The organism is Microbacterium pumilum, from assembly GCF_039530225.1.
Classification (GTDB): Bacteria; Actinomycetota; Actinomycetes; order Actinomycetales; family Microbacteriaceae; genus Microbacterium; species Microbacterium pumilum.
In genome coordinates, this window is the sequence record NZ_BAAAOH010000001.1 from 576,828 (window position 1) to 602,643 (window position 25,816).

Here is a 25,816-nt window from a genome sequence, read left to right on the forward strand (position 1 = left end):
TAGGGGATCCCCGGAGAGTACTACCCGCCACCCGCAGGGTCGAGGGGGTTGACCAGTCAGAGGCGCTCGATGATCGTCGCGTTCGCCATACCGCCGCCCTCGCACATCGTCTGCAGCCCGTAGCGACCACCGACCGCATCGAGGTGAGCGATGAGCGTGCCGAGCAGGCGGGTGCCCGAGGCGCCGACCGCATGACCGAGCGCGATCGCGCCGCCCCACGGGTTGAGCTTCGCCGGATCCGCGCCGAGCTCCTTCGCCCAGGCGAGCGGCACCGATGCGAAGGCCTCATTCACCTCGTACGCGTCGAGGTCGTCCATCGCCAGGCCGTTTCGCTCGAGGATGCGGCGGGTGGCCGGAATCGGCCCCGTGAGCATGAACAGCGGGTCATCGCCGACCACGGCGAACGAGTGGAAGCGCGCTCGAGGCGTGAGGCCGAGTTCGACCGCCTTCGCGTCGCTCATGATGAGGACGGCGGATGCGGCATCCGTCAGCGGCGAGGAATTGCCCGCCGTGATGTTCCACTCGAGGTCGGGGAAGCGCTCCGCGAGGGCATCGGTGCGGAATGCCGGACCGAGACCCGCGAGTCCCTCCACCGTCGTGCCGGCGCGCACCGTCTCATCCGCCTGGACGATGCCGCTGTCCGTCGTGACGGGCAACAGCTGCGATGCGAAGCGGCCCTGAGCCGCCGCATCCGCTGCCCGCCGGTGCGACTCGGCCGAGAATGCGTCGAGCTCGCCACGGCTGAACCCCCACTTGCGGGCGATCAGCTCGGCGGACACGCCCTGGTTCACGAGGCCCTCGGGGTAGCGTTCCGCGAGTCCGCGCGGCAACGAGCCGCCGGTGCGCGATGACCCGAGCGGCACACGACTCATCGACTCCACCCCGGCGGCGATGACGATGTCGTAGGCGCCGGCGATGACGCCCTGCGCGGCGAAATGCGCGGCCTGCTGGCTCGATCCGCACTGCCGATCGATCGTCGTCGCGGGCACCGACTCGTCGAAGCCGGCGGCGAGAACGGCCTGGCGGGCGATGTTCATCGACTGGTCGCCGATCTGGCTCACACAGCCGACCAGCACATCGTCGATCTGCCTCGACTCCAGCCCGCTGCGCTCGAGGACCGAGCGCAGCACGCCGGCCGCGAGGTCTACGGGGTGCACACCGCTGAGCGCTCCCCCCGGTTTGCCTCGTCCTGACGGCGTGCGGACGACATCGACGATGACGGCATCGCGGGTCATGATCGCTCCCTCTGCTCCGCGGTCGTGTAGGTGCTGCGCTGCTCGATGACCGCGAGTGTGCAACGCGAGATGCAGGCGAGCTTGCCGGCATCGTCGACGATCCGGATCTCCCAGACCTGCGAGCGCCTGCCGATCGCGGCCGGGGTCGCCGTCGCGGTCACCCATCCGGTGAAGACCGGCCGGATGTGGTTGGCGTTGATCTCCTGGCCCACGACGTGGAACCTCTCGCGGTCCACGGCGAGGAAGCCGGCCCACGAGGCGAGAGTCTCGGCCAGTGCGACGGATGCCCCGCCGTGCAGCACACCGGCCGGCTGCACGGTGCGGTGGTCCACCGGCATCCGCGCGACGATCGCGTCATCGCGCACCTCGATGATCTCGATGCCGAGCGTCTCGATGAGCGTGCCCTGCGACATTCCGTTCAGATCGATGCTGTCGACATCGCCGACCCACACGCTCACTCGACGGACTCCTCCGCGCGTCGGACGGTCGCGGCGAAGGCATCATCGGGCACGTAGCCGTCGATGTGCCGCTCGTCCGGACCGTTGTAGGCCGACAGCGGACGGATCAGGGCGTTGGATGCCGCCTGCTCCATGATGTGCGCGGTCCAGCCGGTGACCCGTGACGCCACGAAGAGCGGCGTGAAGGTCAGCGTGTCGAAACCGATCAGGTTGTAGGTCGGACCCGAGGGGTAATCGAGGTTCGGGTAGATGCCCTTGCGCGCGACGAACTCGGACTCCAGGGTGTCGTACAGCGCGGCCAGATCGCGCGCGTGGTCGCCTTCCAGGGAATAGTGCTCGACGAGCGTGTCGAGGGCGGCCTTCATCGTCGGCACCCGGGAGTCTCCGTGCTTGTAGACGCGGTGGCCGAAGCCCATGATCTTGCGCTTCTCGGCGAGCGCCGTATCGAGCCACGGCGAGACGTTCTCGGCCGATCCGATCTCGTCGAAGATATGCATGACGGCTTCGTTCGCGCCACCGTGCAGCGGTCCCTTGAGCGCGCCGATCGCTCCGACGACCGCCGAGTACAGGTCGGCCAACGTGCTGGTGATCACGCGGGCGGTGAACGTCGACGCGTTGAACGAGTGCTCGCCGTACAGGATCATCGAGACGTTGAATGCGCGCACCACGACCGGGTCGGGCAGCTCGCCGAACGTCATCCAGAGGAAGTTCTGCGAGTAGTCCAGGTCGTCGCGGGGCTCGACCAGTGCTTGACCACGACGGCGGCGCTGGTCGTAGGCGACCATCGCCGGCAACTTGGCGAACAGGCGCTTGGACTTCGCCAGGTCGGACTCGCGCGAATTGTCGAACGCGGCGGGATCGGATGCCCCCACCAGCGAGACGGCCGTGCGGAGCACGTCCATCGGGTGCGCCTCGAGCGGGACCAGGTCGATCGCCTGCTTGACGTTGTCATCGAGCGTGCGGTTCGCCCGCTCCTCGGCGACGAACCCGGCCAGCTGCGATTCGGTCGGCAGCTCGCCGTACCAGAGCAGGTACGCGACGGCCTCGAACGACTGCGTGGCCGCGAGTTCCTGCACCGGATAGCCCCGGTACAGCAGGCTGTTGGTATCGGGGTTGACCTTCGACACGGCGGTGTAGTCGACGGTGACCCCGGCGAGGCCCTTCTTGATCTCGATCGTGTCTGTCATGTCGGTCTCCTCAGCGAGCGATGGTGAAGTTGAACACCGAAGTGTCGAAGTGGTTGTAGTCCTCGTAGTCGACGAGGTCGTAGAGGTCGGCGCGGTGCTGCATCTCACCGAGCTTCGAGGTGAGATGGCCCTCGTCGTTCAGCGTATCCAGCGCTCGACCGGCAGCGCCCATCGCGATGCGGAGGAGCGAGACGGGCCAGATCACGATGTTCACGCCGACGTCGCGCAGCTGATCCGACGAGAACAGCTCGCTCTTGCCGAACTCCGTCATGTTGGCGAGGATCGGCACGTCGAGCGCCGCGCGCAGCGCCTCGAACTCGCCGAGATCGCGCATCGCCTCGGGGAAGATCGCATCGGCACCGGCATCCACGAGCGCCTTCGCGCGGTCGATCGCGGCATCCAGCCCCTCTACAGCACGGATGTCGGTCCGCGCCATGATGAGGAAGTTCGGGTCGCGACGGGCATCTGCCGCGGCTCGGATCCGCTTGATCGCGGTGTCTTGGTCGACCACGGCCTTGCCGTCGAGGTGGCCGCAGCGCTTGGGGTTGATCTGATCCTCGATGTGGGTGCCGGCGAGCCCGGCGTCCTCGAGGGTCTGGATGGTGCGCGCGACGTTCATGGGCTCGCCGAACCCGGTGTCGGCATCGATGATGGCGGGCAGTTCGGTCATCCGGGCGATCTGCTGCCCGCGGCCGGCGACCTCGGTCAGCGTCGTCAGGCCGATGTCGGGCAGCCCCAGGTCGGCGGCGAGCACCGCTCCCGAGATGTAGACCCCCTCGAAGCCCTTGCGCTCGATGAGCCGCGCCGACAGCGGGTTGAACGCGCCGGGGAACCGCAGCAGCTCGCCGGAGGCCAGCCGCTCGCGGAACAGCCGCCGCTTCTCGGCAGCGGTGGTTGTCGAGTACAGCATCAGAACAGGCCCTTCGGCGCGGGGGCGCTCGCGAGCACGCCGAGCTCGGCCACGATCGTGAGCTGCTGCACCTCTCGGGGCGACAGGTCCGGCAGACGCTGCGCCAGGTCGAGGAATCGCTCGATCTCGGCCGCGGACAGCACAGGCTCGGCGAGCATCCGGAACTTGCGGATGTAGTCCTCCCGCGCGAACGGACGCGCGCCGAGCGGGTGCGCATCCGCCACGGCGATCTCGTCGGTCACGCTCTCGCCGTTCGCGAGACGGATCTCGACGCGGCCGCCGAACGCCTTCTCGTTCGGGTCGTCCGAGTGGTATCGGCGCGTCCACTCCTCGTCCTCGGCGGTGGTGACCTTGTGCCACAGCTCGACCGTGTCGGCTCGTGCCGCGCGCTCCGGCGCGTAGGACTCGACATGGTGCCAGCCGCCGTCCTGCAGCGCGACCGCGAAGATGTACGGGATCGAATGGTCGAGCGTCTCGCGCGACGCCGTGGGGTCGTACTTCTGCGGGTCGTTCGCCCCCGAGCCGATGACGTAGTGCGTGTGGTGGCTGGTGTGCAGCACGATCGACTCGATGTTCGCCGGATCGCGCAGCTCTGGCCGCTCCGCGCCGAGCCGACGCGCCAGGTCGATCCACGCCTGAGCCTGGTATTCGGCCGAGTGCTCCTTCGTGTACGAGTCGAGGATGCCGCGCTTCGCCTCGCCGGGACCCGGCAGCGGCACGTCGTACGACGCGTCCGGTCCGTCGAGCAGCCAAGCGATGACGCCGTCCTCGCCCTCGTAGATGGGGCTCGGCGAGGTCTCACCGCGCATCGCGCGGTCGACGGCTTCGACGGCCATCTTGCCCGCGAAGGCGGGCGCATGCGCCTTCCACGTCGAGATCTCGCCCTTGCGCGACTGGCGGGTCGCGGTGGTGGTGTGAAGCGCCTGACCGACGGCCTGGTAGATCGTCTCGACGTCGAGGTCGAGCAGGGTCCCGATTCCGGCGGCAGCCGACGGGCCGAGGTGGGCGACGTGGTCGATCTTGTGCTTGTGGAGCGAGATCGCGCGCACCAGGTCGATCTGGATCTCGTATCCGGTCGCGAGCCCGCGCACCAGCGCGGCGCCGTCCGCGCCGACGTGCTGGGCGACGGCGACGATCGGCGGGATGTTGTCGCCCGGGTGCGAGTACTCCGCTGCGAGGAACGTGTCGTGGTAGTCGAGCTCGCGAACGGCGACACCGTTCGCCCACGCAGCCCATTCCGGGCTCGTCCGCCGGTCGAGCGCGCATCCGAACACCGTCGACCCGTCGCCGCCGATCGAGACCGCGTGGTCGAGAGCCTGCTGCCGGGCGGCACTCACGGGGGCGCGCGTGAGGGATGCCGCGGCCACGGCCGCGTTGTCGATGACGCGGTTGACGATCATGTCGACGACGTCCTGGTCGACCTCGACCGGATCGGCCGCGATCTCGGCGATGTGCCAGGCCAGCTGCCCCTCGCGCTCGAGGTTCTCGTCGCTGCGGTGCACCCGCAGGTGGTGGATGACGGTCATGCTGCTCCCTTTTGTGGGCGGTCGGTCGCTGAGCCTGTCGAAGCGCCTTCGACGGCGGTGAGGATGTTCGCGAGCGCGTTGTGCAGGTGGACGTGCGTCGCGTGCGCCGCGAGATCCGCGTCGCGGTGCGCGATCGCCGCGGCGATCAGCCGGTGCTCGGCGACGGAGGCCGCGAGCCGTGGTGGATTGTCGCGCGCGAGTCGCCTCACCCGCACGAGGTGGGTGCGCACGGTCCGCAGCGCTGCGGTGAGGTAGTCGTTCGCCACAGCGGCATCGAGCTGCGCGTCGAAGAGCGAGATGAGTGCGTAGTAGTCGTCCAGCGCATCCTGGCCCCCGTCGAGGCCGGCGCGCGCGAATGCATCCGCCAGTTCGGCGAAGGCACCGGCATCCCCTCGCTCGGCCGCCAACCGCGCGGCGGTCTCTTCCAGCGCGCGACGGACTTCGAACAGCTCGCGGATGTCGCCCGCATCGACGTCGGTGACGACCGTGACCCGCGCGGACTGCTGGGCGACGAGACCGTCGGCGGCGAGCCTGCCGAGCGCCTCACGCAGCGGAGTGCGACTCACACCGAGTCGCGTCGCCTGTTCGACCTCGCCGAGCACTGTGCCGGGGGGCAGGATGCCGCGCTGGATCTCATCGAGAAGGCTCGCGTACGCCCGATCACTCGCCCGCACTCGCACCTCCTCATCAGTCGATTCGGTCATTGTATACATAAAATGCTCCGTAGAGCGATCTGGGTCACGGAATATCCCATTCCGTATACATCGAAGCCACTGGACTACAGTATTCACAAATTCGTGAAAGAAGCGTACGCTCGCGCTCATGGCTACCGTCATCCACACCCAGGGTCTCGTCAAGCGATACGGCAAGGTCCGCGCCCTCGATGGGCTCGACCTCGACGTCGAAGCGGGCCAGATCCACGGATTCCTCGGCCCGAACGGCGCGGGGAAGTCCACCACCATCCGGGTCCTCCTCGGACTCGCGCGCGCCACATCCGGCGAGGCCACCGTCTTCGGCTCCGACCCGTGGCGCAACGCCGTCGACCTCCACCGCCGCATCGCGTCGGTGCCCGGCGATGTGAGCCTCTGGCCGAACTTGTCGGGCGGCGAGGCGATCGACCTGCTCGCGCGTCTTCGCGGCGCTTCGCGGCGGGATGCCGCCTACCGCACCGGCAAGGAACGCCTGATGGAGGCGTTCCAGTTCGATCCGCGCAAGAAGGGCCGGGCGTACTCGAAGGGCAACCGTCAGAAGGTCGCGCTCATCGCCGCGCTTTCGGTGCCGGCCGAGCTCTACATCCTCGATGAGCCTACGAGCGGCCTGGACCCGCTGATGGAGGTCGTCTTCCGCGAGGAGATCGACCGCATCCGCGCGGCCGGGTCGACCGTGCTCCTCTCGAGCCACATCCTCTCCGAGGTCGAGCAGCTGTGCGATCGCGTGAGCATCATCCGCTCCGGCAGGATCGTCGAGTCGGGCACGCTCGCCGAGCTGCGGCATCTCACCCGCACCGAGGTGTCTTTCGACGCCACCACCTCGCCCCAGGGCATCCCGGGTGCGCACGACGTCACTCTCACCGAGGGCCGGGCGCGTTTCACGGTCGACAGCGACGCCATCGTCGGAGTCCTCCCCGTGCTCGCACAGCGCGACGTGCAGGGTCTTCGCATCGAGCCGCCGTCGCTCGAGGAGCTGTTCCTCCGCCACTACGGCGACGACCTGGCTGCCCTCGAGGCGGCCGAGGCGAAGTGATGAGCGGACTCGGCGCGTTGCTGCGGCAGCGGATGCGCCGCGACTGGCGCCAGCTCCTGATCTGGGCCATCGGGACAGCAGCCCTCGCGTACCTGTCCTACACCGGGGTCTCGCAGTCCTACGGCTCATTGCAGGACCGAGAGCAGCTACTGGTGACCGTGATGGCGAATCCCGTGATCCTGCTCTTCCGCGGGCTCCCGTCCGGCGCCGAGATCGGCGCGTTCATGGTGTTCCTGATCTTTCCGTGGCTCGCCATGATGGCCGCGTTCATGAGCTCGTTCCTCGCGGTGCGGCACACCCGGATGGATGAGGAGCAGGGCCGGGCCGAGCTCGTCTCAGCGACGCCCGCCGGCAGGACGACGCCCGTCGTGGCGACCGTGATGCACGGCTTGATCGCGAACTTCGTGCTCGCGGCGCTCACGACGCTCGCGTTCATCGGCACCGGGCTCGATGCGTCGGGAGCGAAGGTGGCGGGATTCGCGGTCGGCTGCGTCGGCGTCGCCTTCCTCGGAATCGGCCTCGTCGCCGGCCAGCTCATGCGCACGTCTCGCGGCGCGAACGCGCTCGCAACGTGGATCCTCGTGATCACCTTCGTGCTGTGCGGAATCGGCAATGCCTTGGGCACGCCGAGCGACGACCTGCAGTGGATGGAGAGTTCATGGCTGACGTGGCTCTCGCCCTTCGGTTGGGGCGAGAACGTGCGCGCCTACGCCGATGACAACCTCTGGCCCGCGGTCCTGGCGCTCGCATTCGGGCTGCTGCTCGCAGGTGTCGCGATCGCGCTCCAAGCCGTTCGCGATCTCGGCGAGAGCCTCGTGCCCGAACGGCTCGGCCGTGCTGAGGCGCGTCCACTGCTTTCGTCGCCGACGGGGCTGGTGTGGCGCCTGACATGGGGCGCGATCCTCGGCTGGACGATCGGAGGGCTTCTCACGGGGATGCTGTCGACCTCGCTCGCCTCCGTCGTCGACGACATCGGCAATCAGAACCCCGCGGTCGAGGAGATCCTGTCGAAGATCGCGGGCGGCGCGGGAAGTCTGGCGCAGGCCACCGTGTCCGTCTTCTTCGTGATGCTCGGGATCTTCGCGGCGTGCGCGGGCGTCCAGATCGTGTCGCGCGCTCGGCAGGAGGAGGCGCATGGCACGGCCGAGCCTGTCCTGTCGGCGGCTGTCGGCCGCGTCCGCTGGCTCGTCGACTACATCGTCATCGCGTTCCTCGCGGTCGTCGGCGTGGCGGTAGCCGGTATCGGCGGCGCGATGCTCGGGCTGGCGTCCGCCGACGGCGACTGGGGCCTCCTTGAGACGATCACGATCACGGCGTTCGGGCAGCTGCTCGCGGCATCCGTCTTCGTCGTGCTCACGGCGCTCGTCTTCGTGCTCGCGCCGCGGGCGACGATTGCGGCCGGATGGACCCTGGTCGGGGTCGGCTCGATGCTGGGCCTGTTCGGACCGCTGTTCGGGTTCCCGGACTGGCTGGTGCACCTCTCGCCGCTCGCCGTGGCCCCCGAAGTGACGCCGGATGGTGTCGACGTTCGAGGGATGTGGTGGCTGATCCTCGCCGTCGTCGTGGGTGGGGCGGCATCCGTGACGCTCATGCGCCGTCGCGAACTGGCGACCGGCGGATAACGTGGGGGCCAGATGACCGAGCCGACGTATCCCGGTGCCGAAGCCGCCGAGCGCGCCGCCGCGATGCTCACGGCGGCCGGCATGCCTCGGATGTCGGCTCGCGTCATGATGGCTCTCGTCGGATCGCCCGACGAGGGCTACTCGGCCGCCGAGCTCGCAGAGCGACTGGGGGTCTCGGCCGCAGCCGTGTCTGGCGCGGTGCGCTATCTGCAGTCGATCCACATCGTCCATCGGCTCTCGCGCGCGGGCGACCGCCGTGACCGTTACGACCTCATCGACGACGGGTGGCACTCGGTGCTGACCGCGAACGCGCCGCTTTACCGGATGCTGGCCGATCTCATCGACGCCGTCGCCGACGAGAATCCGGGCGCGCCGTTGTCGAACGAGCGCGCCAGGGAGATGTCGGCCTTCTTCCGCTTCTTCGCCGACCGCATGCCGGCGTTCCTCGACGAATGGGATGCGGAGCGCCGAGCGCGCTCAGACGCCGATCAGGCTTCCGGCACCTCGGTCACGCCCTCGTAGAGCGAGATCACATTCCCGTCGGGGTCGACGATCGTCGCCCACCAGCTCGTCGGAGTGATCTCCTGCTTGCCCTGCAAGACGCCGGCACCGGCCTCGACCGCGATGGCGAGGGTGTCCTCGATCGAGTCCACCTCGACGTAGGACCGCGGCTGCGTGAAGTCATCGCTGCGCGGAGCGAGCCCTCCACCGCTGATCTTGTTGGGCGCCTGCCACATCGGGTAGTCCTCGAACCCCGGTGGTGCGGCGATCTGCCACCCGAACAGCTTCGAATAGAAGACCTGCGCCGCGTCGAGATCGCTGACCGGGATGTCGATGTGAGTGATGTCGCCGTGAGCCATGTCGTGTCCTCTCGTCGTCGAGACTGCTCCTGACAGTGTGAGTCTGATGCGGGCCTCCGACAAGGGGCTCAGGATGCCGCGCGAAGTCGCTCCTCGAGAACATCGATCGCGGGCCGCTGCCCCTTCACAAGCCGTTCGCGCGCATCATCCAGCGACGCCCACTCGGCTCGGTCGACCTCGGGGAAGGACGCCTTGCGCCCGGACCGCGGCGGCCACTCGAGCTCGAACTCGCCGAAGCCCTCCGTGGGAGCCTCGAACCTCGCACCGTCACCGATGAACATGGTGACGCGCTTGCCGGACGAGTAGGCGAAGGTGCCGAGCTCCGCGTACGGCACATCGGGCGCCGCGACGCCCAGCTCCTCCTCGAACTCGCGGTGCGCGGCATCCAGGGCGGTCTCGTCACCCTCGACGAACTCGCCCTTCGGAATCGACCAGGCGCCGGCATCCTTCCCACTCCAGTACGGCCCGCCCATGTGGGCGATGAGGACCTCCGGCCCGGGGGTGAGTCGGTACAGCAGGATACCGGCGCTCGTGATCACGGCCGCTGCGTGGGCGACACCCCGTAGGTGTGCTCGGCGTCGGTGTTCGGGGTGTCGCCGAGTGCCTCGTCGATCGCCGCCATGGTGTCGGCGTCCAGCGTGACGCCCGAGGCCTTCACCGTGTCGGCGAGCTGCTCGGGGCGGGACGCGCCGACGAGCGCCGCCGCGACGTTCGGGTTCTGCAGCACCCACGCGATCGCGAGCTGCGGCATCGAGAGTCCGGCCTGCTCGGCCACCGGCTTGAGCCGCTGCACGGCCTCGAGCACGTCATCGCCCAGGAAGCCCTTGATGAAGTTCGCGCCGCTCTTGTCGTCGGTGGCCCGCGAGCCCTCGGGCACCGGCTGCCCCGGGAGGTACTTTCCCGACAGCACGCCCTGGGCCATCGGCGACCAGACGATCTGCGAGATGCCGAGCTCCTGCGAGGTCGGCACGACCTTGCCCTCGATCACGCGCCACAGCATCGAGTACTGCGGCTGGTTCGAGATGAGCTGGATGCCGTAGCTCCGAGCGAGAGCGTGACCGGCGCGCAGCTGCTCCGCCGTCCACTCCGAAACTCCGATGTAGAGCACCTTGCCCTGCCGGACCAGGTCAGAGAACGCCTGGAAGGTCTCTTCGAGAGGGGTCTCGTAGTCGTACCGGTGCGCCTGATAGAGGTCGACGTAGTCGGTGCCGAGGCGCTTGAGCGAACCGTTGATCGACTCCATGATGTGCTTGCGGCTGAGGCCGGTGTCGTTGGGTCCATGCGGACCGGTCGGGAAGTACACCTTCGTGAAGATCTCGAGCGACTCGCGTCGCTGACCGGAGAGGGCCTTGCCGAGCACGGCCTCGGCGGCGGTGTTGGCGTAGACGTCTGCGGTGTCGAACGTCGTGATGCCGGCATCCAGCGCCGCGTGGACTGTGGCGATCGCCGCCGAGTCGTCGACCTGCGAGCCGTGCGTGACCCAGTTGCCGTATGTGATCTCCGAGACTTTGAGACCGCTGTTGCCGAGATACCGATAGTTGACCATCACTCAAAACTACTGGGCCCTTCGGCGGAAGGCTCCGCTGAGGCTCCGCAGGAGGAGGAGCATCCCGCCGAGGCCCAGCACGCTGCCCAGGAACGAGAACACCCGGACACCGTCGGTCATCGCCGGTCCGACATCGGACACGGCGAGGAAGAAGCCGGTCGCCACGAGCGCGACGCCGACGATCGTCGCGGTGACGTCGCCGAGGATCGAGTCCACCCATCGACGATCGTCCGCGCTCTCCAGCGCCCGCACCCGCACCTGGAATGTGCCGTCTTGAAGGGACTGGGTGATCGCCTCGATCCGGCGCGGGAGGCGCCGGAGCTGTTCTGCGGCGATGGCCGACTGAGCCTGCAGCCCGAGTGCCAGGACTCGCGGAGAAGCGAGCTGCAGAGCGATGTGAGGTGCTCGAGAGAGCCCACGGCCGACCATGTCGTAGTCGGGCACGAGTCGACGCAGCGAACCCTCCAGCGAGATGAGCGTGCGGAAGACCAGCAGGAGCGACGGGGGCACCGCGAGGCGGTGCTGACGCATGACGTCGATCAGCGCGCTGAAGACGTTCTCCCCCACCTGGGCGTTGGCGATGCGCGTGAGGATCGCACCGATGTCGTGCTGCAGTGCGGTCTGCTCCACGCTTCCTCCCGAGGCCGGCGCGCACAGCAGCAGCACGATGTCGGTGGCCGACACATCGTCGTCATTCGCGATCGCCACCAGGAGCGGAGCGAGGAGCCTGCGTACGCTGCGCTCGAGCACCCCGACCGCCCCGAAGTCGATCAGAGTGACCGTCTGGTCCTCGGCGAGGATCAGGTTGCCCGCATGGAGGTCGGCGTGGAACACGCCGCGCACGGCGATCTGCTCGAAGACCGAATCCACCACTCCGTCGACGACCGCGTGCGCCGCCTCGGGCGGCAGCGCATCCGGCGTGAGCCGGCTGAAGGGGATGCCGTCGGCGCGCTCCAGCACCAGCATCCGGGACGTGGAGAGGTCGCCGTACACGGTGGGGATGTTGAGCGGTGGCGACTTCGATCGGTCGATCGCCCCCCGGAGCATCTCGGTGTTGGCGGCCTCGACGCGATAGTCGAGTTCTTCGCGGAGCGCGCGCGCGAACTCCGCCGCCAGCGCACGCGCGCCGTAGTCACGTGCCCACTCGGTGCGCCGCTCGGCGTCAGCGGCGAGTCGCTCGAGGATGTCGAGGTCGGTCGTCACCTGGGCTCGGGCCCGGGGCCGCTGGATCTTGATGACGACCCGCTTACCGTTCAGGAGGGTCGCGGTGTGGACTTGGGCGACGGATGCCGCCGCCATCGGCGTCTGGTCGACCGAGGCGAACACCTCGTCGAGAGGACGCTTGAGCTCGTGGCGGATCGCCGATTCGGCCTCTGTCCACGGGATGGGAGTCGAATCCATCTGCAGCGTGGAGAGCGCCCTGATGAACTGAGGCGGCAGCACGTCCTCGCGTGACGACAGCACCTGACCCAGCTTGACGAAAGTCACTCCGGCCTCGTTGATCGCGCCGAGGAGCGCGTCCGGCAGCTCGTCGCTGTAGCCTCTCGAGCGATTCTGGTACAGCCCGATGCCGTGGCGAGAGGCGATGACGAGGATCTGCGCGTATCGCCGGGCGCGGTCGCGCCGCCGGATCGCGTCGCGGATCACCAGGATCGGATTGCGGAGCGGCCGAGTGGGCACCAAGAACTCGCTCACGACGATGACCACGACGACGATCGCGAACACCCAGCCGAAGACGAGCGCCACGATGACCGCCGCGATCGGCAACGCGACGACGAACTTCCCGCCTGTCCACACGTGCGACTGCTCGAGCATCCACAGCACCAGCGGGATGCTCAGCGAGAACACGACGAGGGAGATCAACAGCGAGCGCACCCAGCCGACCGGCGTGTCGAGGAGTCGGCGCGACACCCATGTCGCGACAGCGGCGAACGTGAGCGCCAACAGCGCGAAGGCGAGCCAGGTGGGCATGCTCAGATTCTGTCAGCGCAGCGGCTTGCGCGGTCAGACCTCGAGCGGCGTCAGGGCGGCCGCGGCTTCGTCGTCCTCGGTCGTCGCGAGCTGGCCACAGGCGCCGTCGATCTCTTTGCCGCGCGTGTCGCGCAGAGTCGTCGGGATGCCGGCGGCATTGAGTCTGCGCACGAACTCGTTCTGCACCGGAACCTCGGAAGCGGTCCAGATCGATCCGGGCGTGGGGTTCAGTGGAATCGGGTTCACGTGCACCCAGCCGCGTCCGCGGGCGTTGAGCTTGTCGGCGAGCAGGTCGGCTCGCCACGCGTGATCGTTCATGTCCTTGATGAGCGCGTACTCGATGGAGACGCGTCGTCCGGTCTTGTCGAAGTACGCCCGGGCCGCATCGAGAGCCTCGTCGACCTTCCAGCGGCTGTTCACCGGGATGAGCTCGTCGCGCAGCTGATCGTCCGGGGCGTGCAGCGACAGGGCGAACGTGACCGGGATCTCCTCGGCGGCGAGCTTGGTGATCGCGGGCACGAGGCCGACGGTCGACACCGTGATCCCCCGCGCGCTCATTCCGAGCCCGTGCTCCTTGTCGACCATGACGCGCACGGCCTGCATGACCCTGGCGTAGTTGGCGAGGGGCTCACCCATCCCCATGAAGACGATGTTGGACACCCGCTCGAGGCTGTGGTCGTCGCGTTTCTTGCCGCCCAGGCCACCCTCGGCGATCAGCCGGTTGGCTCGGACGATCTGCTCGATGATCTCGGCCGCGGACATGTTGCGTGTGAGACCTGCTTGGCCGGTGGCGCAGAACGGGCAGTTCATCCCGCATCCCGCCTGCGAAGACACGCACAGCGTGATGCGCCCGGGGTAGCGCATCAGCACCGATTCGACGAGGGCGCCGTCGTGCAGCTTCCACAGGAACTTGATGGTGTCGCCGCGGTCGGTCTCGAGTCGTCGCACCTCGGTCAGGAGCGCCGGAAGCATGCCGTGGACGAACTCCTCGCGACCCTCAGCCGGAAGATCGGTCATCGCGGCCGGGTCGTGCGTCCAGTGGCTGAAGTAGTGCTTCTCGAGCTGCTTCGCACGGAAGCCCGGAATACCGAGCTCCTTGACCTTCGCGACGCGTTCATCGGGCGTCAGATCGGCGAGGTGCACCGGAGGTTTGCCGCGCTTCGGGCTGGCGAACTGGAGGAGAGGCCGACCCTCGGAATCCTTCTTCTGCTTCCATCCCTCGGTCGCCGGGCGCACCTGGCGCACGCGCGGAGTTTCAGGGGACGAGGTCATGTCTTCAGGGTAGGCGACGTACCTGCATGAAATCCGGCTTCTGCACCGAGGAGTCCGGATTGCGTGCATGTGAATGGATGGCGCTCGCTGTCAGAACGTGCGATATTTCTCGATACGGCGCCGTAGCCGGTGAGCCCCCTCGCCATCACCCCACATTGCCTTCGGCTCACGTGGGGGCGCCGCTCGGGGAATGTCGCTCTGGGAAGGGTCGAGGTGACGTCGCTGGTCGCGGCATCGGCGCTGAGCCCGCGCCTCCTTCACGGTGTGTCCGACGACGCAGACCCGCACATGCGAATCGACGGCACCGCGGTCGTCGTCGACATCTCCGGCTTCACCACCCTCTCCGAGCAGCTGGCCGCGGCGGGACGTGAAGGCACCGAGCAGCTCATCGCGACGCTTTCGCGCGTCTTCACGGTGCTCCTCCCCGTCACGGATGACGGCGGCGACGTCGTGAAGTTCGCCGGCGATGCCCTCTTCATCCTCTTCACCGGCACCGACCACGCGAAGCACGCCGTCCATGCCGCATGGAACATGAACCGGGTGCTCGCCACGATCGGCGACATCCACCTGTCGTCGGCCCGGGCGAAGCTGCGCATGTCGGTGGGGGTGCACTCCGGAACGTTCGAGGTGCTGCTGACCGGCGATGATCATGTCAGCGCCATCCTGACGGGAGCGGCCACCTCACGGGTGCTCGAGCTGCAGAATGCGGCCGCGGCGGGGAGGATCCTCGTCAGCGACCAGACCGCCGCGGCTTTGCCCGTCAGACAGGTGGCCGCCGAGGAGGGTGTTCCCGGAGCCCACCGGCTGCTGCGCGCCGGCTCGGTCGCGACGGCGTCGCTGATGGCCCTGTCGGTCGGGCGCACCGAGGCGGCGGACCGGTTCCTCCCTCGTGCCTTCGCAGAGCGCCACGACCTCCTGGGCGCCGAGCCGGACCATCGCTGGGCCGCGATCGCCTTCGTCCAGGTCTCGGGTGTTCCCGACGAGCCCGGACCTGCCGACCTCGAGCGGATGTCGCGGCTGACGGGTCTCGTCGAGGCTGCCGCCGCCGACACCGGCGCGACCCTCCTGGATGTCGACCCGTCCGTCGGCGGCTACCGCTACTTCCTCACCGCGGGCGCGCCGACCACCGCGCAGGATCCGGAGGGCCGGCTGGTGACCGCCGCGCTGCGGATCGTCGCGGCGGGCGGCGGCGACGGCTACACCCTGCGGGCGGGTGTCACGTCGGGGCGGGTCTTCGCCGGATTCGTGGGGGCGACGTACCGACAGACCTACACCGTCATGGGCGATCCCACGAATCTCGCGGCACGTCTCGCCGCGCGCGCCGGAGCCGGAACCGTGCTCGTGGCCCGGTCGGCGCTCGAGCGCACCGGCCGCCCCTTCGAGACCGAGGACGCCGGGACGATCTCGGTCAAGGGCAAGACGCAGCAGATCCCCGTCGCGATCGTGACCGGGCGGGGCGGTGCCACGGTCCTCGAAAGGCAGCAGGTGCCCTTCGTCGGGCGCACCGAAGAGCTCAGCCGCCTCCGCAGCGCGCTGGCGGATGCGGCGGCCGAGGTCGGCTCGGTGCTCACTGTGACCGGCCCCGCAGGGATAGGCAAGACGCGGCTCATCGACCATGCCCTGGCCGAGACGCCGCTGCGCGTCCTGCGGGCGCACGGCGACCGCTACGGCGCGAACACGCCCTACCGCACGCTGCAGTCCCTCCTGCGCCCCCTGCTCGACATTCCGGCATCGGCGACGGCCGCGGATGCCGGTGCGATGCTCGCGCGAGCCATCGCCCAGGGCATGCCCGCACTCGTGCCGTGGCTCCCGCTCCTCGCCCCCGCGTTCGATGCCGCGGTGCCGGATACTCCCGAGGTCAGCGCCATCGACGATGCATTCCGTGCGGAGCGGACGTCACTCGTCCTGGTGGAGTTCATCACCGCTTCGACCACCGATCCCGGGGTCCTCGTCATCGACGACGCGCAATGGGTCGACCCGGCGTCGCAAGCCGTCCTCGAGGTCGTCATCGCCGCAGACGCTTCACATGCGATCGTCCTCCTCCGGCGCGACGAAGCCCGCGGCGTGCCGCCACTCGGCGAAAGCATCGCGCTCGGCGGGCTCGACGACGTGGCGATCCGCGACATCATCGAGGCGGTCGCAGGGCGCCGTCTTCTGCCTGCCGACGCCCGCCCCATCATCAGCCGCTCGGGCGGGAACCCGCTGTTCGCGATCGAGCTCGCAACGGGGCTCGCAGCAGGGGAGCGGTCACTCGGTGACGACGCTCTCGGAATCGAGCAGCTCGTCGGCGAGCGAATCGACGCCCTCCCCGACGCGGAGCGGGCGACCCTTCGTCGCGCGGCAGTACTGGGCATCCGCGTCCCGCTCGGCCTGTATTTGCGATGCGTCGGCGCGCCCTTGATCTCCGGTGGCCTCGGTGCCTTCCTCGAGCTGGGGCCGGATTCCGTCTCATTCCGCAGCGAGCTGTTCCGCGACGTCGCATACGGTCAGCTTTCGTTTCAGGTCCGGCGCGAGCTGCACCGCGCGGCGGCGGCGGCGATCGAGTCGGATCCCATGCTCGGGGGGCCCTCGCGCGCTCTGATGCTCGCGGCGCACTACGAGGCTGCGGGCGAGTGGGAGGCGGCACACGAGGCGGCACGCCAGGCCGCCGAGATGGCCGCCCAGGCCTTCGCGCTGGAGGAGGCGGTGCGCGCGTATCGCGTCGCGGTCGAGGCCGCCAAACGCGCGGGCGACAGCGATCAGCTCGCCGATCTCCTCGAGGCGCTCGGACGCGTGAGCGTCGCCGGCGGCTGGGCCAAAGAGGGGCTCGATGCGTTCTCCGCGGCGCGCAAGCTGATCAGCGACACCGTTTCGCGGGCACGGCTCGATCGCGAGCGAGCGTATGCCCTCAACGTGCTGGGTCGCCAGGACGAGGCCGTGCAGGCCCTCCGCACGGCGCGGCGCGCGCTCACCGGTACCGGCGAGGAAGGCCGCGCCATCCTCGCGGCAATCGACGTCACCGAGGCGGGACTCCGGCTGCGACAGGCGCGCTGGTCCGATGCGCGCCGCCTCGCCCAGGATGCCGCCGCGCTCCTGGACGGTCATACCGCCGACGATACGGAGACGCGTGTCCTCGCCGATGCTCTTCGATACGGCGACATCGCGTCGGGCGAACTCGAAGGCGACACTGCCATGGTCAACCTGCCGCGTGCGCTCGAACTCTACGACCGCGCACGCGACGAACTGTCCAAGTCGAAAGTGCTGAACGTCCTCGGCGCCCGCGCCTACTATCGCGGCGACTGGACGACTGCCGCAGTGCTCTACGGTCAGGCGGGCGAAGCCGCTCAGGCGGCCGGTGACGTCGTGGGTGCTGCGATCGAGACCGCGAACGCGGCCGAGATCCTCGTCGATCAGGGACGCTTCGCCGAGGCCCAGCCTCTCATCGACGATGCGCTCCGCGTGTTCGAGGCATCGGACAATCCGTACCTTGTGGCGTTCGTCACCGGATTCATCGGCCGCGCGGCACTGCGGAGAGGGGATCCGGATGCCGCACGCGCGGCATTCCTCTCGTCGGCCGAGGGCTTCGAGAGCCTCGGCGAGCACGACGCCGCAATCGATGCGCGCGTGCGGCTCGCGGAGGCGGCGCTCGACGCAGGCGACGTGCTCGCAGCCGCCGAGACGCTCGGTGCGCTCTCGGAGCCGGATGGCGTGGGCCCGTCGGTGAGCCGACTCCTCAGGCAGCGGGCACGTCTTGCGGCGGCGGCGGGCGACACCGCCGCCGCGGGCGCGCTCGCGCTCGAGGCGCTCGATGCGGCGGCCTCGACGCCGTTCGAGCGGGCGCTGTCGCTCGTGCTGATCTCACAGCTCTCGCCCGAAGACGGCGCGCTCGCACTCGAGGCAGAGGCGATCCTGCGGGGCCTCGGCCTGGCCGACGTCGATCTGATCGTCCCGCACTCTCCCACCCCGTCGCCCAGAGAGACCCCCCGATGATGCCAGCCTCCATCCTCCGCACCGCGTCAGCGACCGCAGTCGGCGCGCTCCTGATCGCGGGGCTGGTCACGACCTCGCCCGCGCCTGGCGCACAAGCAGCACCGCTCCCCGCCGGCGCCGAGACCTTCGACGTGACGGCCGGCCACGGCGGGGAATCGCAGAACGCGTTCCTCACCGCCGACGCCCAGCGGGTCCTCTTCACGTCCACCGCCAGCGACCTCGTCGACGGGGATGTGAACGGGCAGGCGGACATCTTCTTGAAGGCCGCGATTCCGGGATCCGACGACCCGTTCTCCGGCTCGGCGACGCTCGTGAGCGCTCCGGACGGCCCCGTCGCCGCAACTCGGGCGAACGGGGCCAGCGATGAGGCCGTCGCGAGCGCGGACGCGCGGTACGTCGCCTTCACGAGCTCCGCGACGAACCTCGTCGCCCTGCCGAGCACCGGCGACGGCCGCACCTACATCTACGTGCGCGACACCTTGGCGAACAGGACCATCCGCATCCAGGGCGGCGAGGAGCCCGACGGCTCGTCGTACCGTCCCGATCTCAGCGATGACGGTCGCCGGCTCGTGTTCACCTCGGATGCGGGCAACCTCGGCGCGCCCGGCGCCGACACGAACGCGACGACCGACACATTCGTCGTCGACCTCGATGCGAACGGCGATGGCACGATCGGCGATCTTTTGGTGATCAAGCTCTTCCCGAACGATCAGGTGGAACCCGGAACCCACGACGCCGTGATCAGCGGCAATGGCGCGATCGTCGGAGTGCTGACCCGATGGACACCGGGCGCGGGTTACATCGCCGATACGGACTCGCTCTACGCGGTCAAGCTCGGCAGCGGGGCCCTGCAGGTGGGCGACTCCGGATTCGTCCAGAGCCAGGTTCTGGGCCGGCCATCGGTCGACGCCACCGGCACCGTGTTCGCGTTCGTCAAGGACCAGGCATGCGCCCTCGGCTCGGAGGGCGTGGCGGTCGTGGCGTCGCTCACCAGCGTCTCGGGGATCTTCTCGGTGGCGGTCGGAACGATCCTCACCGACATGCGGTCCGGCTGGGTCGCCGATCCCGTCGTCTCGGCGGACGGCAGCACGATCGCCTGGACGACGACCGTTCCCCCGTTCGACTTCGGCAACGGAGGTGTTCCGGCTCCGCCGCTCGCCGAGGCCGTCGTGCGCGTCCAGCAGGCGTCGTGGTGGGATGCGAGCGGGACCGAGTCCGCGACATGCAGCGGCATCCTCGCGGGCGAGTGGTACGACGTCGCGGAAGGGGCTCACGCGACACTGTCGGCAACGGGGCGCTCGCTCGCGTTCCAGTCGCCCGAGCCTGCCGGCATCCATGTGGTGGACCGCCACTCGAGCGACGGACTCTCGGTGACGAGTGTGCAGGGCTCGATCATCACCCCGTCGTTCGTCACGGAGGTGCCGATCGCGAACATCCCGCTGACATCGTTGCGCGACTACGCAGCGACGCTCGCCGACTCACCGATCTACCGGCTGCCGATCTATCGGCTGCCCATCTATCGGCTGCCGATCTACCGGCTGCCCATCTATCGGCTCCTCGTGGAAGATGCCCCGATCTACCGGCTCCCGATCTACCGGCTCCCGATCTACCGGCTGCCTATCTACCGGCTCGACCTGCCGGGCGGGTGGCCGCAGGTCCTCGAGGGCACACCCTTCGCGGACGAACTCCTCCACACCGTGACGCTCGACGAGGTGCTGGCTTGGGCGGACGACAATCCCGGCACCGGTGCATCCGATCGCATCCACTCGTTGACGCTCGTGGACGTCGGTTTGCAAGGCAGTGGCCTCGACGCCCTGAGCCTCGCGTCGTACGCGCTCGGCAACGCACCCGTAGCCGACCTCACGATCCCGGGCACCGGATCGAACCTCGAGCGCTGGCAGACGCGCGTCGACGCGCAGGGACTCGGTGTCACCGTCGACGGCGAGACGGTGCTCGCCGACCTCGACGCTGCGGGCCTCGACATCGCTGCGACCGGGATCGAGCAGCTCTCGCTCAGCGACCTCGACGACTCCGTCATCGATGAGACGCTGCTGGGCCTGCTCGTCATCGATCCCGACCTCCTCCCGGGGACCCCGATGGGAGCCATCGAGGTGACGACCCTCGACCTCGAGGCGCGCCTTGCCCTGTTCGGCGATCAAGGCGTGACCGGGACGCTCGCCCAGCCGTCCGTCCCGCTTCTCGATACCGCGACCTTCGGCGACCTCGCGAAGGGCGCCTCTTCGCTCACGTTCGGCGACGTGCTGTTCTCGCTCCTCGACGCCGACAGCTATCCGTGGGAGCAGATCTCGGCTTCGTCGATCGACCCGCGAGACGCCTCGGGGTACTCGCCGCAGAGCTGTGTGGGAGGCACGCGCTGCACGTACGACTCGCCGTTCCGCTTCTCCTTCGACGTCGGCCCGGGCGAGCCGACCCGATTCGTCGCACCGACGGCCTCCGTGACCCTTCCGACGGGAACCGTGCCGCTCGAACTCAAGGCTCGCGGCTCGGGGCCGGGCGTCGCGTGGAACTCATCGGCTGCGTACAGCGGCCCCGCGGCGATCGACGGCTCCCTGATCACGGTTCCGATGGCCGATACGGAGGCGGGCACCGTGTTCGAGTTGGCGGCCGTCTACTCGCCTGCGACGTTCAACGGCGACATCTCCGCGACGGCCGTGCTGACCTCCGGGACCCAGCGCGCCGTGAGCACGCTGAGCGGTGCCACTGCGCTGAGCCGCTGGGATGACCCGTCTCACACGTGGTCCGCGGACTCCGGATGGGAGCAGGGGTTCGAGGGCGTCGTTCTGCGCCCCGGAACCCTGTACTACGAGTGGATCTCGCCGTCCGATCTCACGACGGACGACACGGGCGCGACCGTCCAGGGACCGGCGCTCGACGAGGACTTCTACCTCGTCGACCCGCCGGCGCCGGGCAAGCGACTCGTGCTCTCGACGAACGCGAGCGACGGTCAGATCTCGCTCTCGCTGTACAGCAGAACGGGTGCCGCCTCGGCGGCTCTCGGCGTTGCGAACGCCGGACCCGCGCCTGGTACGGCCGTGACCGAGCAGAACACCTCGGGCGAGCCTTCGCTCGCAGGCGCCGATGCTGCCACGGCGATCCAAGGGCGCACCCTCGTCGACCAGGCGGTGCAGCGAGGCGCAGGCACGTCGTCCGTCGAGGCGGCATCGACGGATGCCGCGGCCGGCGAACAGCTCCTCGTCAGGGTTGCGAGCGGCAACGGGCGGCCGAGCTCCACCATGTACTCGCTGCGCGTGCAGTACCTCGACGAGCCTGTCGAGACGGTGTGCACGCCGTGGACTCCCGCATTCCAGACGGATCCCTCGTCCGTCCCCGTCAGCGACCCTCTCACCGACGCGACGAACACGATCTACCTCGTCGACACCGGCCGCTACGACGCGACCTTCGGACCGGGCGCAACCGATCAGGCGAAGCTCGCCCTCGCGAGCCTGTCGGGCACAGGCGAGGTCGGGGGGTCGACCGTCCAGGGTGCGGTGCTGTCGGTGGATGCCTCGCCCGGCGTCGTGGCCGCCCGCGCGGCGTCGGATCAGAATCCCTGCTCCATGAGTGCGCGCGAGGCACTCACGACCGCGATCAACGACTACGTCACGCAGCAGCTCGGCGATCGCCGCGACCAGATCCGCTCTGTCGTCGTCGTCGGCGGCGACGAGGTCATCCCGATGGCACCCGTGGCACAGCACACCAGCCAGTTCACGGAGAGCAGTCATGCGGGCGACCTGCGCCTCAGCGCGACTCCGACCGGCGCGGAATGCCCCGCGGAGGTCGAGGCGGGCGCGCTCGACGCCTGCGCGACTCCGCTTTCGGCAGCGGCTGCGGCATCCGTGATCCTGACCGACGACCCCTACGGCCTTGCCAAGGCGTACGAGTCGCTCGGCGGCTACCTGTATGTGCCGACGACCGCCCTCGGACGCCTCGTGGAAGGGCCCGAGGGCGTGCAGACGATCGCGAAGAGCTTCCTCGATGCGGACGGCACTCTGCCCGCTCCTGGCGTGCTCGATGCCGACTCGACACTCACCGCCGGCTACGGCGCCTGGAGCGAGTTGCCCGAAGACGTCACCGCGGCGCTGTCGTGGCGGTCGTCATCGAACGCGACCTTGGGCGCCGATGACCCGGACGGCCTCTGGGACGCCGCCGACATGGCGGACTCGCTCTTCCCATCGGACGGAAACACCCCTCGGGTGGTGTCGATCAACACGCACGCCGATGAGACGCGCATGCTCCCGGGAGTCGACGATGCCGAGAGCGGTGCCTTCGACGATGCGGATCTCTTCACGACCGACAGTGTCTCGTCGCCGGAGGATCTCTCGGGGTCGCTCGTCTTCCTCATCGGCTGCCACGCCGGAAACAACCTCCCCGCCGCGTATTACGGCCAGGACGCGCGCGACTGGGTCGACGTGTTCTCGAACGCGGCGGGCTACGTCGGCAACACGGGTTACGGGCTCGCGAACGACGTGACGACCGCGCTCAGCGAGCGGCTTCTCGCGATGTATGCGAACTGGATCGGCGTCCAGGTCGACGGAGAGAAGGTCTCGGCATCCGAAGCTCTGCTCTACGCCAAGCAGTCCTACCTCGGAGGGCTCGGGCTGTACTCGGGCTACGACGAGAAGGTGCTCATGGAGGCCGTCTACTACGGTCTGCCGATGTACACCTTCGCTGACGCAGCCACGACGAAGGATGCTCCGGTTCCTGAGATCCCGGCGGCGCTCGAGGATCTGCAGACTTCCGGCGGTCTCTCCACCGCCGCGCTGACGCTCACGCCGTCATTCCAGAAGCGGACGACGCAGGATGCGTCCGGCGCGGAGGTGTCCTATCTCGTCGCCGACGGTCAGGATCCCGCCGTGATCTCAGGGCAGCCCGTGCTGCCGAAGATCGTCTCGCAGCTTCGTCCCGAAGACGGACTGACGCCGCGCGGCGCACTCATCACCGCGCTCACCTCCGAAGTCGAGGACGGGGTGACACCGGCCATCGCGGAGGCCGGCGTCGGGACGAACGACACGAGGGCGACCCGTACCGACCTCGCATTCCCATCGAGCTTCGCGACGATCACGAAGCAGGACACCCCCGACGGACCAGCGGACTTCCTCGTCGTGACACCCGGTCGTGTCGAAGCCCCCCGCGGATCCACTGCGGGCACGGGATCCTTCGAACGATTCACCAGCCTCGACCTCGATGTCGTGTACGGACCTGCCGATGCCGCCGACACCACGCCGCCGTCGGTATCGGCGATGGAGACTTCGCGTGGGATCTTCTCGTTCGCCGTGGACGGAACGGGCTCCGCGGCCACGCGCGGCATCGTGCTCGTCCAGCCAGAGGGCGAGACCGCCTGGCAGCGGCTCGACGTCTCGTTCGCCGACGGGACGGGCACCGCGACACTCCCCCAGGACGGGAGATCGTATCGCTGGATCCTTCAGGTTGCGGATGCCGCCGGCAACGTCGTCGTCGACACGGACCGCGGCCATCTCGACGTGGAGTCCGCCCCCGCTCCCTCGCTCGGGGACGCGGGCGGGACGGCCGTCGTCGCCGCGGGCGCGTCACTCCGGCGAGAGGTCGAGGTCACCGATGCCGCGGCAGGCGAACGGCTCACCGGACGCGTGACCGCCACGGCTGTGGGATCATCCGCGGCCTCCGCGACATCGGTCGCCGCCGTCGTGACGGGTCCCGACGGAGCGACAAGGGCGATGATCGATCAGGTGTTCACGACGCCGGGAGAATACGCCGTCACCCTCACGATCTGCCGCGCCGATGCGTGCACCTCGGCTGAGTTCCCGGTCGAGGTTCCCCTGCCGAACGCCGCACCCTCGGCATCCGTGGCCCTCTCGTCGGATGCTGATCCCGTCACGCCGACGTCTGTGCTCACGGCAGACGCTGAAGGAACCGACCCGGACGGCGACCCCGTCGCACTCTCGTACGCCTGGACGCGCAACGGCGCTCCCGTCGGCGACGACAGCGCGACGCTCGCGCTGGATGGCATTGCCTCGCCGGGCGATGTCATCGGCGTCACGGCGACTCCGAACGACGGCAAGACAGCCGGCCATGCAGCCTCTGCGTCGATCCAGGTTCCCATCCCGCCTGCGCCGCCGGTCATCACCGCCACCGCGACGAACGCCGCAGGGGCCTACGTCGCAGACACGTGGAGCCGTTCGGCCGTCGACATCCGATTCACCTGCACCTCGGGGGCGGCCGTGCTGAACTGTCCCCCGTCTCGGACGATCGCCGACGATACGGGCCGGGGCAGCCTCACGGTCAGCGGGACGATGAGCGACGTGCTCGGGCGCAGCGCCACGGCGAACATCGTCGTCAAGGTGGACCGCAGCGCACCCGCGCTCGCACCGAAGGTCACCCCGGCGACAGTTGCTGTGGGAGGCACGGCGGTCGCGACGGCGAACGCCACCGACGCGGGCTCCGGGGTGGCTTCGCAATCGTGCGACAGCCCGGTGACCGCGACCGCCGGGACGAAGTCCGTGTCGTGCAGGGCGACGGATGTCGCGGGCAACACGGCGACGAGCGACGCGACCTACACGGTCGAAGCGCCGAAGCCGCTGACGTGCGCCGGCCGCGCGGACCGCACCGCCCTGGCCCCGGTCAACGCTGACGGATCGAGTGTCTTCCTGCGAACATCGGGGGTGCCCGTGATCTTCTCTGCGTGCGACGCGAAGGGGGTGCCGATCGGCACCAGAGGTTTCGTCACCGGAGTGACACTCCTCTCGACCACGACGCTCCCCGCAGGTGCCAAGGTGACCGAGCTCTGGTACCCACCGGTCGGAGCGTTCACCTACGTCAGGGCCACGAAGACCTGGCTCGGCCACATCTCGACCTTCCATCTCGCGACAGGAAAGAAATACACCTACCGGGTGACCCTCGCCGACGGTACCTCCTTCACCGTCACGTTCGGAGTGCGATGACCGACGATCCCCCACCCACGCCCGACGATCGCACCCATGCCCTCGCCGTCGCCATGCTCGGCGAGGTGACGGGTGAGATCGACCTCGCGGACCAGAAGGCGTCGATGCTGATCGGCAGCCTCGGCATCGCGTTCAGCATCGTCCTCAGCGGCATCATCGGCGGCGACTGGAGCCTGAACTCGCTCAGCGCGATCGGCGTGGCGCTGTGGATCGTCGGCACCGTCGCGGCGAGCGGCTCGGTCGTCGCGGCGGCGATGGCGGTGTGGCCGCGGCTGAGCAAAGGGCCGGGACCCGGCGCGATCACCTACTGGGGCCAGGTCCGCGGGCTCGAGTCGCCTGCGGCGGTCGCCGACGCGCTCGCGCAGCGCGGGCTCCAGCCGCCCGAGCGCACATATCAGCAGCTGCTGGTGCTCTCAGCGGTGGTGCAGCGCAAGTATCGCTGCATCCGGTGGTCGATGGGGCTCGCCGGCGTCGGGATCGTGCTCGTCATCGTCGCCTTCCTGCTCGTGCGCTGACCGGCCGTGCGCAGAGTCGGGTGCCGCCGAATCGCGGGAGGGTTACCGTGGAACAGGAGGTGAG

17 protein-coding genes are annotated in these 25,816 nt (G+C 69.1%); 6 read left to right on the forward strand and 11 right to left on the reverse strand.

Translation table 11 applies throughout. The annotated features are described in order from the left end of the window. Positions 1 to 56 precede the first annotated feature (56 nt). Genes ABD188_RS02575 through ABD188_RS02600 form a run of 6 tightly spaced genes read right to left on the reverse strand, consistent with a single transcriptional unit; the run spans position 57 to position 5,990 of the window. Complete coding sequence (locus ABD188_RS02575; RefSeq protein ID WP_344058227.1) at positions 57 to 1,235, reverse strand: thiolase family protein; 1,179 nt, start codon at positions 1,233 to 1,235, stop codon at positions 57 to 59. Continuing rightward, positions 1,232 to 1,693 (reverse strand): hotdog fold thioesterase, encoded by a 462-nt coding sequence (locus ABD188_RS02580; RefSeq protein WP_344058229.1) that lies wholly within the window; start codon positions 1,691 to 1,693, stop codon positions 1,232 to 1,234. The genes ABD188_RS02575 and ABD188_RS02580 overlap by 4 nt, the downstream gene beginning before the upstream one ends. After that, positions 1,690 to 2,880 carry a bifunctional 2-methylcitrate synthase/citrate synthase gene (locus ABD188_RS02585; protein ID WP_344058231.1) on the reverse strand — a complete coding sequence of 397 codons (1,191 nt, stop codon included), beginning with the start codon at positions 2,878 to 2,880 and terminating at the stop codon, positions 1,690 to 1,692. Before ABD188_RS02585 ends, ABD188_RS02580 begins: the two co-directional genes overlap by 4 nt. 10 nt (positions 2,881 to 2,890) lie before the next feature. Next, a complete protein-coding gene (prpB, locus tag ABD188_RS02590) occupies positions 2,891 to 3,790 on the reverse strand; it encodes a methylisocitrate lyase (RefSeq protein WP_344058233.1) in 900 nt (299 codons plus the stop codon). After that, positions 3,790 to 5,316: an MmgE/PrpD family protein gene (locus tag ABD188_RS02595; RefSeq protein WP_344058235.1), complete on the reverse strand. Its 1,527-nt coding sequence runs from the start codon at positions 5,314 to 5,316 to the stop codon at positions 3,790 to 3,792. Before ABD188_RS02595 ends, prpB begins: the two co-directional genes overlap by 1 nt. Continuing rightward, positions 5,313 to 5,990, reverse strand: coding sequence for a GntR family transcriptional regulator (locus ABD188_RS02600; RefSeq protein ID WP_344066824.1), 678 nt, complete (start codon positions 5,988 to 5,990; stop codon positions 5,313 to 5,315). The genes ABD188_RS02595 and ABD188_RS02600 overlap by 4 nt, the downstream gene beginning before the upstream one ends. A 148-nt stretch (positions 5,991 to 6,138) precedes the next feature. Between ABD188_RS02600 and ABD188_RS02605 the strand changes: the two genes are divergently transcribed. Genes ABD188_RS02605 through ABD188_RS02615 form a run of 3 tightly spaced genes read left to right on the forward strand, consistent with a single transcriptional unit; the run spans position 6,139 to position 9,203 of the window. After that, positions 6,139 to 7,059: an ABC transporter ATP-binding protein gene (locus ABD188_RS02605; RefSeq protein WP_344058237.1), complete on the forward strand. Its 921-nt coding sequence runs from the start codon at positions 6,139 to 6,141 to the stop codon at positions 7,057 to 7,059. Beyond that, positions 7,059 to 8,681 carry an ABC transporter permease gene (locus ABD188_RS02610; protein WP_344058239.1) on the forward strand — a complete coding sequence of 541 codons (1,623 nt, stop codon included), beginning with the start codon at positions 7,059 to 7,061 and terminating at the stop codon, positions 8,679 to 8,681. The genes ABD188_RS02605 and ABD188_RS02610 overlap by 1 nt, the downstream gene beginning before the upstream one ends. A gap of 12 nt (positions 8,682 to 8,693) precedes the next feature. Next, positions 8,694 to 9,203 (forward strand): GbsR/MarR family transcriptional regulator, encoded by a 510-nt coding sequence (locus tag ABD188_RS02615; RefSeq protein WP_344058241.1) that lies wholly within the window; start codon positions 8,694 to 8,696, stop codon positions 9,201 to 9,203. On the opposite strand, the gene ABD188_RS02620 is transcribed toward ABD188_RS02615, so the two are convergent. The 5 genes from ABD188_RS02620 to rlmN all read right to left on the reverse strand — a co-directional run bounded on the left by ABD188_RS02620 (position 9,170) and on the right by rlmN (position 14,330). Next, complete coding sequence (locus tag ABD188_RS02620) at positions 9,170 to 9,541, reverse strand: VOC family protein (RefSeq protein ID WP_344058243.1); 372 nt, start codon at positions 9,539 to 9,541, stop codon at positions 9,170 to 9,172. The genes ABD188_RS02615 and ABD188_RS02620 overlap by 34 nt on opposite strands. A gap of 68 nt (positions 9,542 to 9,609) precedes the next feature. Next, positions 9,610 to 10,080 (reverse strand): NUDIX hydrolase, encoded by a 471-nt coding sequence (locus ABD188_RS02625; protein WP_344058245.1) that lies wholly within the window; start codon positions 10,078 to 10,080, stop codon positions 9,610 to 9,612. Then, on the reverse strand, positions 10,077 to 11,087 hold the full coding sequence (locus tag ABD188_RS02630; RefSeq protein ID WP_344058247.1) for an aldo/keto reductase family protein: 1,011 nt from the start codon (positions 11,085 to 11,087) through the stop codon (positions 10,077 to 10,079). Before ABD188_RS02630 ends, ABD188_RS02625 begins: the two co-directional genes overlap by 4 nt. Before the next feature lie 9 nt (positions 11,088 to 11,096). Further along, complete coding sequence (locus tag ABD188_RS02635; RefSeq protein WP_344058249.1) at positions 11,097 to 13,058, reverse strand: ABC1 kinase family protein; 1,962 nt, start codon at positions 13,056 to 13,058, stop codon at positions 11,097 to 11,099. A gap of 33 nt (positions 13,059 to 13,091) precedes the next feature. Further along, positions 13,092 to 14,330 carry a dual-specificity RNA methyltransferase RlmN gene (gene rlmN / locus ABD188_RS02640; RefSeq protein WP_344058251.1) on the reverse strand — a complete coding sequence of 413 codons (1,239 nt, stop codon included), beginning with the start codon at positions 14,328 to 14,330 and terminating at the stop codon, positions 13,092 to 13,094. A 213-nt stretch (positions 14,331 to 14,543) separates the two neighbouring features. On the opposite strand from rlmN, the gene ABD188_RS02645 reads away from it, so the two are divergent. The 3 genes from ABD188_RS02645 to ABD188_RS02655 are packed head-to-tail and all read left to right on the forward strand — an operon-like array spanning position 14,544 to position 25,752. After that, positions 14,544 to 18,299 (forward strand): AAA family ATPase, encoded by a 3,756-nt coding sequence (locus tag ABD188_RS02645; RefSeq protein ID WP_344058253.1) that lies wholly within the window; start codon positions 14,544 to 14,546, stop codon positions 18,297 to 18,299. Further along, positions 18,296 to 25,237: a hypothetical protein gene (locus tag ABD188_RS02650; protein ID WP_344058255.1), complete on the forward strand. Its 6,942-nt coding sequence runs from the start codon at positions 18,296 to 18,298 to the stop codon at positions 25,235 to 25,237. Before ABD188_RS02645 ends, ABD188_RS02650 begins: the two co-directional genes overlap by 4 nt. Continuing rightward, positions 25,234 to 25,752 (forward strand): Pycsar system effector family protein, encoded by a 519-nt coding sequence (locus ABD188_RS02655; protein ID WP_344058257.1) that lies wholly within the window; start codon positions 25,234 to 25,236, stop codon positions 25,750 to 25,752. The genes ABD188_RS02650 and ABD188_RS02655 overlap by 4 nt, the downstream gene beginning before the upstream one ends. Positions 25,753 to 25,816: the final 64 nt, after the last annotated feature.

Excerpts from the sequence above, each read along its gene's own strand:
- ABD188_RS02620 (WP_344058243.1), bottom strand. The coding sequence starts at position 9,541 with ATGGCTCACGGCGACATCACTCACATCGACATCCCGGTCAGCGATCTC.
- ABD188_RS02605 (WP_344058237.1), top strand. The coding sequence starts at position 6,139 with ATGGCTACCGTCATCCACACCCAGGGTCTCGTCAAGCGATACGGCAAG.
- rlmN (WP_344058251.1), bottom strand. The coding sequence starts at position 14,330 with ATGACCTCGTCCCCTGAAACTCCGCGCGTGCGCCAGGTGCGCCCGGCG.
- ABD188_RS02655 (WP_344058257.1), top strand. The coding sequence starts at position 25,234 with ATGACCGACGATCCCCCACCCACGCCCGACGATCGCACCCATGCCCTC.
- ABD188_RS02650 (WP_344058255.1), top strand. The coding sequence starts at position 18,296 with ATGATGCCAGCCTCCATCCTCCGCACCGCGTCAGCGACCGCAGTCGGC.
- ABD188_RS02635 (WP_344058249.1), bottom strand. The coding sequence starts at position 13,058 with ATGCCCACCTGGCTCGCCTTCGCGCTGTTGGCGCTCACGTTCGCCGCT.
- ABD188_RS02575 (WP_344058227.1), bottom strand. The coding sequence starts at position 1,235 with ATGACCCGCGATGCCGTCATCGTCGATGTCGTCCGCACGCCGTCAGGA.
- ABD188_RS02615 (WP_344058241.1), top strand. The coding sequence starts at position 8,694 with ATGACCGAGCCGACGTATCCCGGTGCCGAAGCCGCCGAGCGCGCCGCC.
- ABD188_RS02610 (WP_344058239.1), top strand. The coding sequence starts at position 7,059 with ATGAGCGGACTCGGCGCGTTGCTGCGGCAGCGGATGCGCCGCGACTGG.
- ABD188_RS02630 (WP_344058247.1), bottom strand. The coding sequence starts at position 11,087 with ATGGTCAACTATCGGTATCTCGGCAACAGCGGTCTCAAAGTCTCGGAG.
- ABD188_RS02595 (WP_344058235.1), bottom strand. The coding sequence starts at position 5,316 with ATGACCGTCATCCACCACCTGCGGGTGCACCGCAGCGACGAGAACCTC.
- ABD188_RS02585 (WP_344058231.1), bottom strand. The coding sequence starts at position 2,880 with ATGACAGACACGATCGAGATCAAGAAGGGCCTCGCCGGGGTCACCGTC.
- prpB (WP_344058233.1), bottom strand. The coding sequence starts at position 3,790 with ATGCTGTACTCGACAACCACCGCTGCCGAGAAGCGGCGGCTGTTCCGC.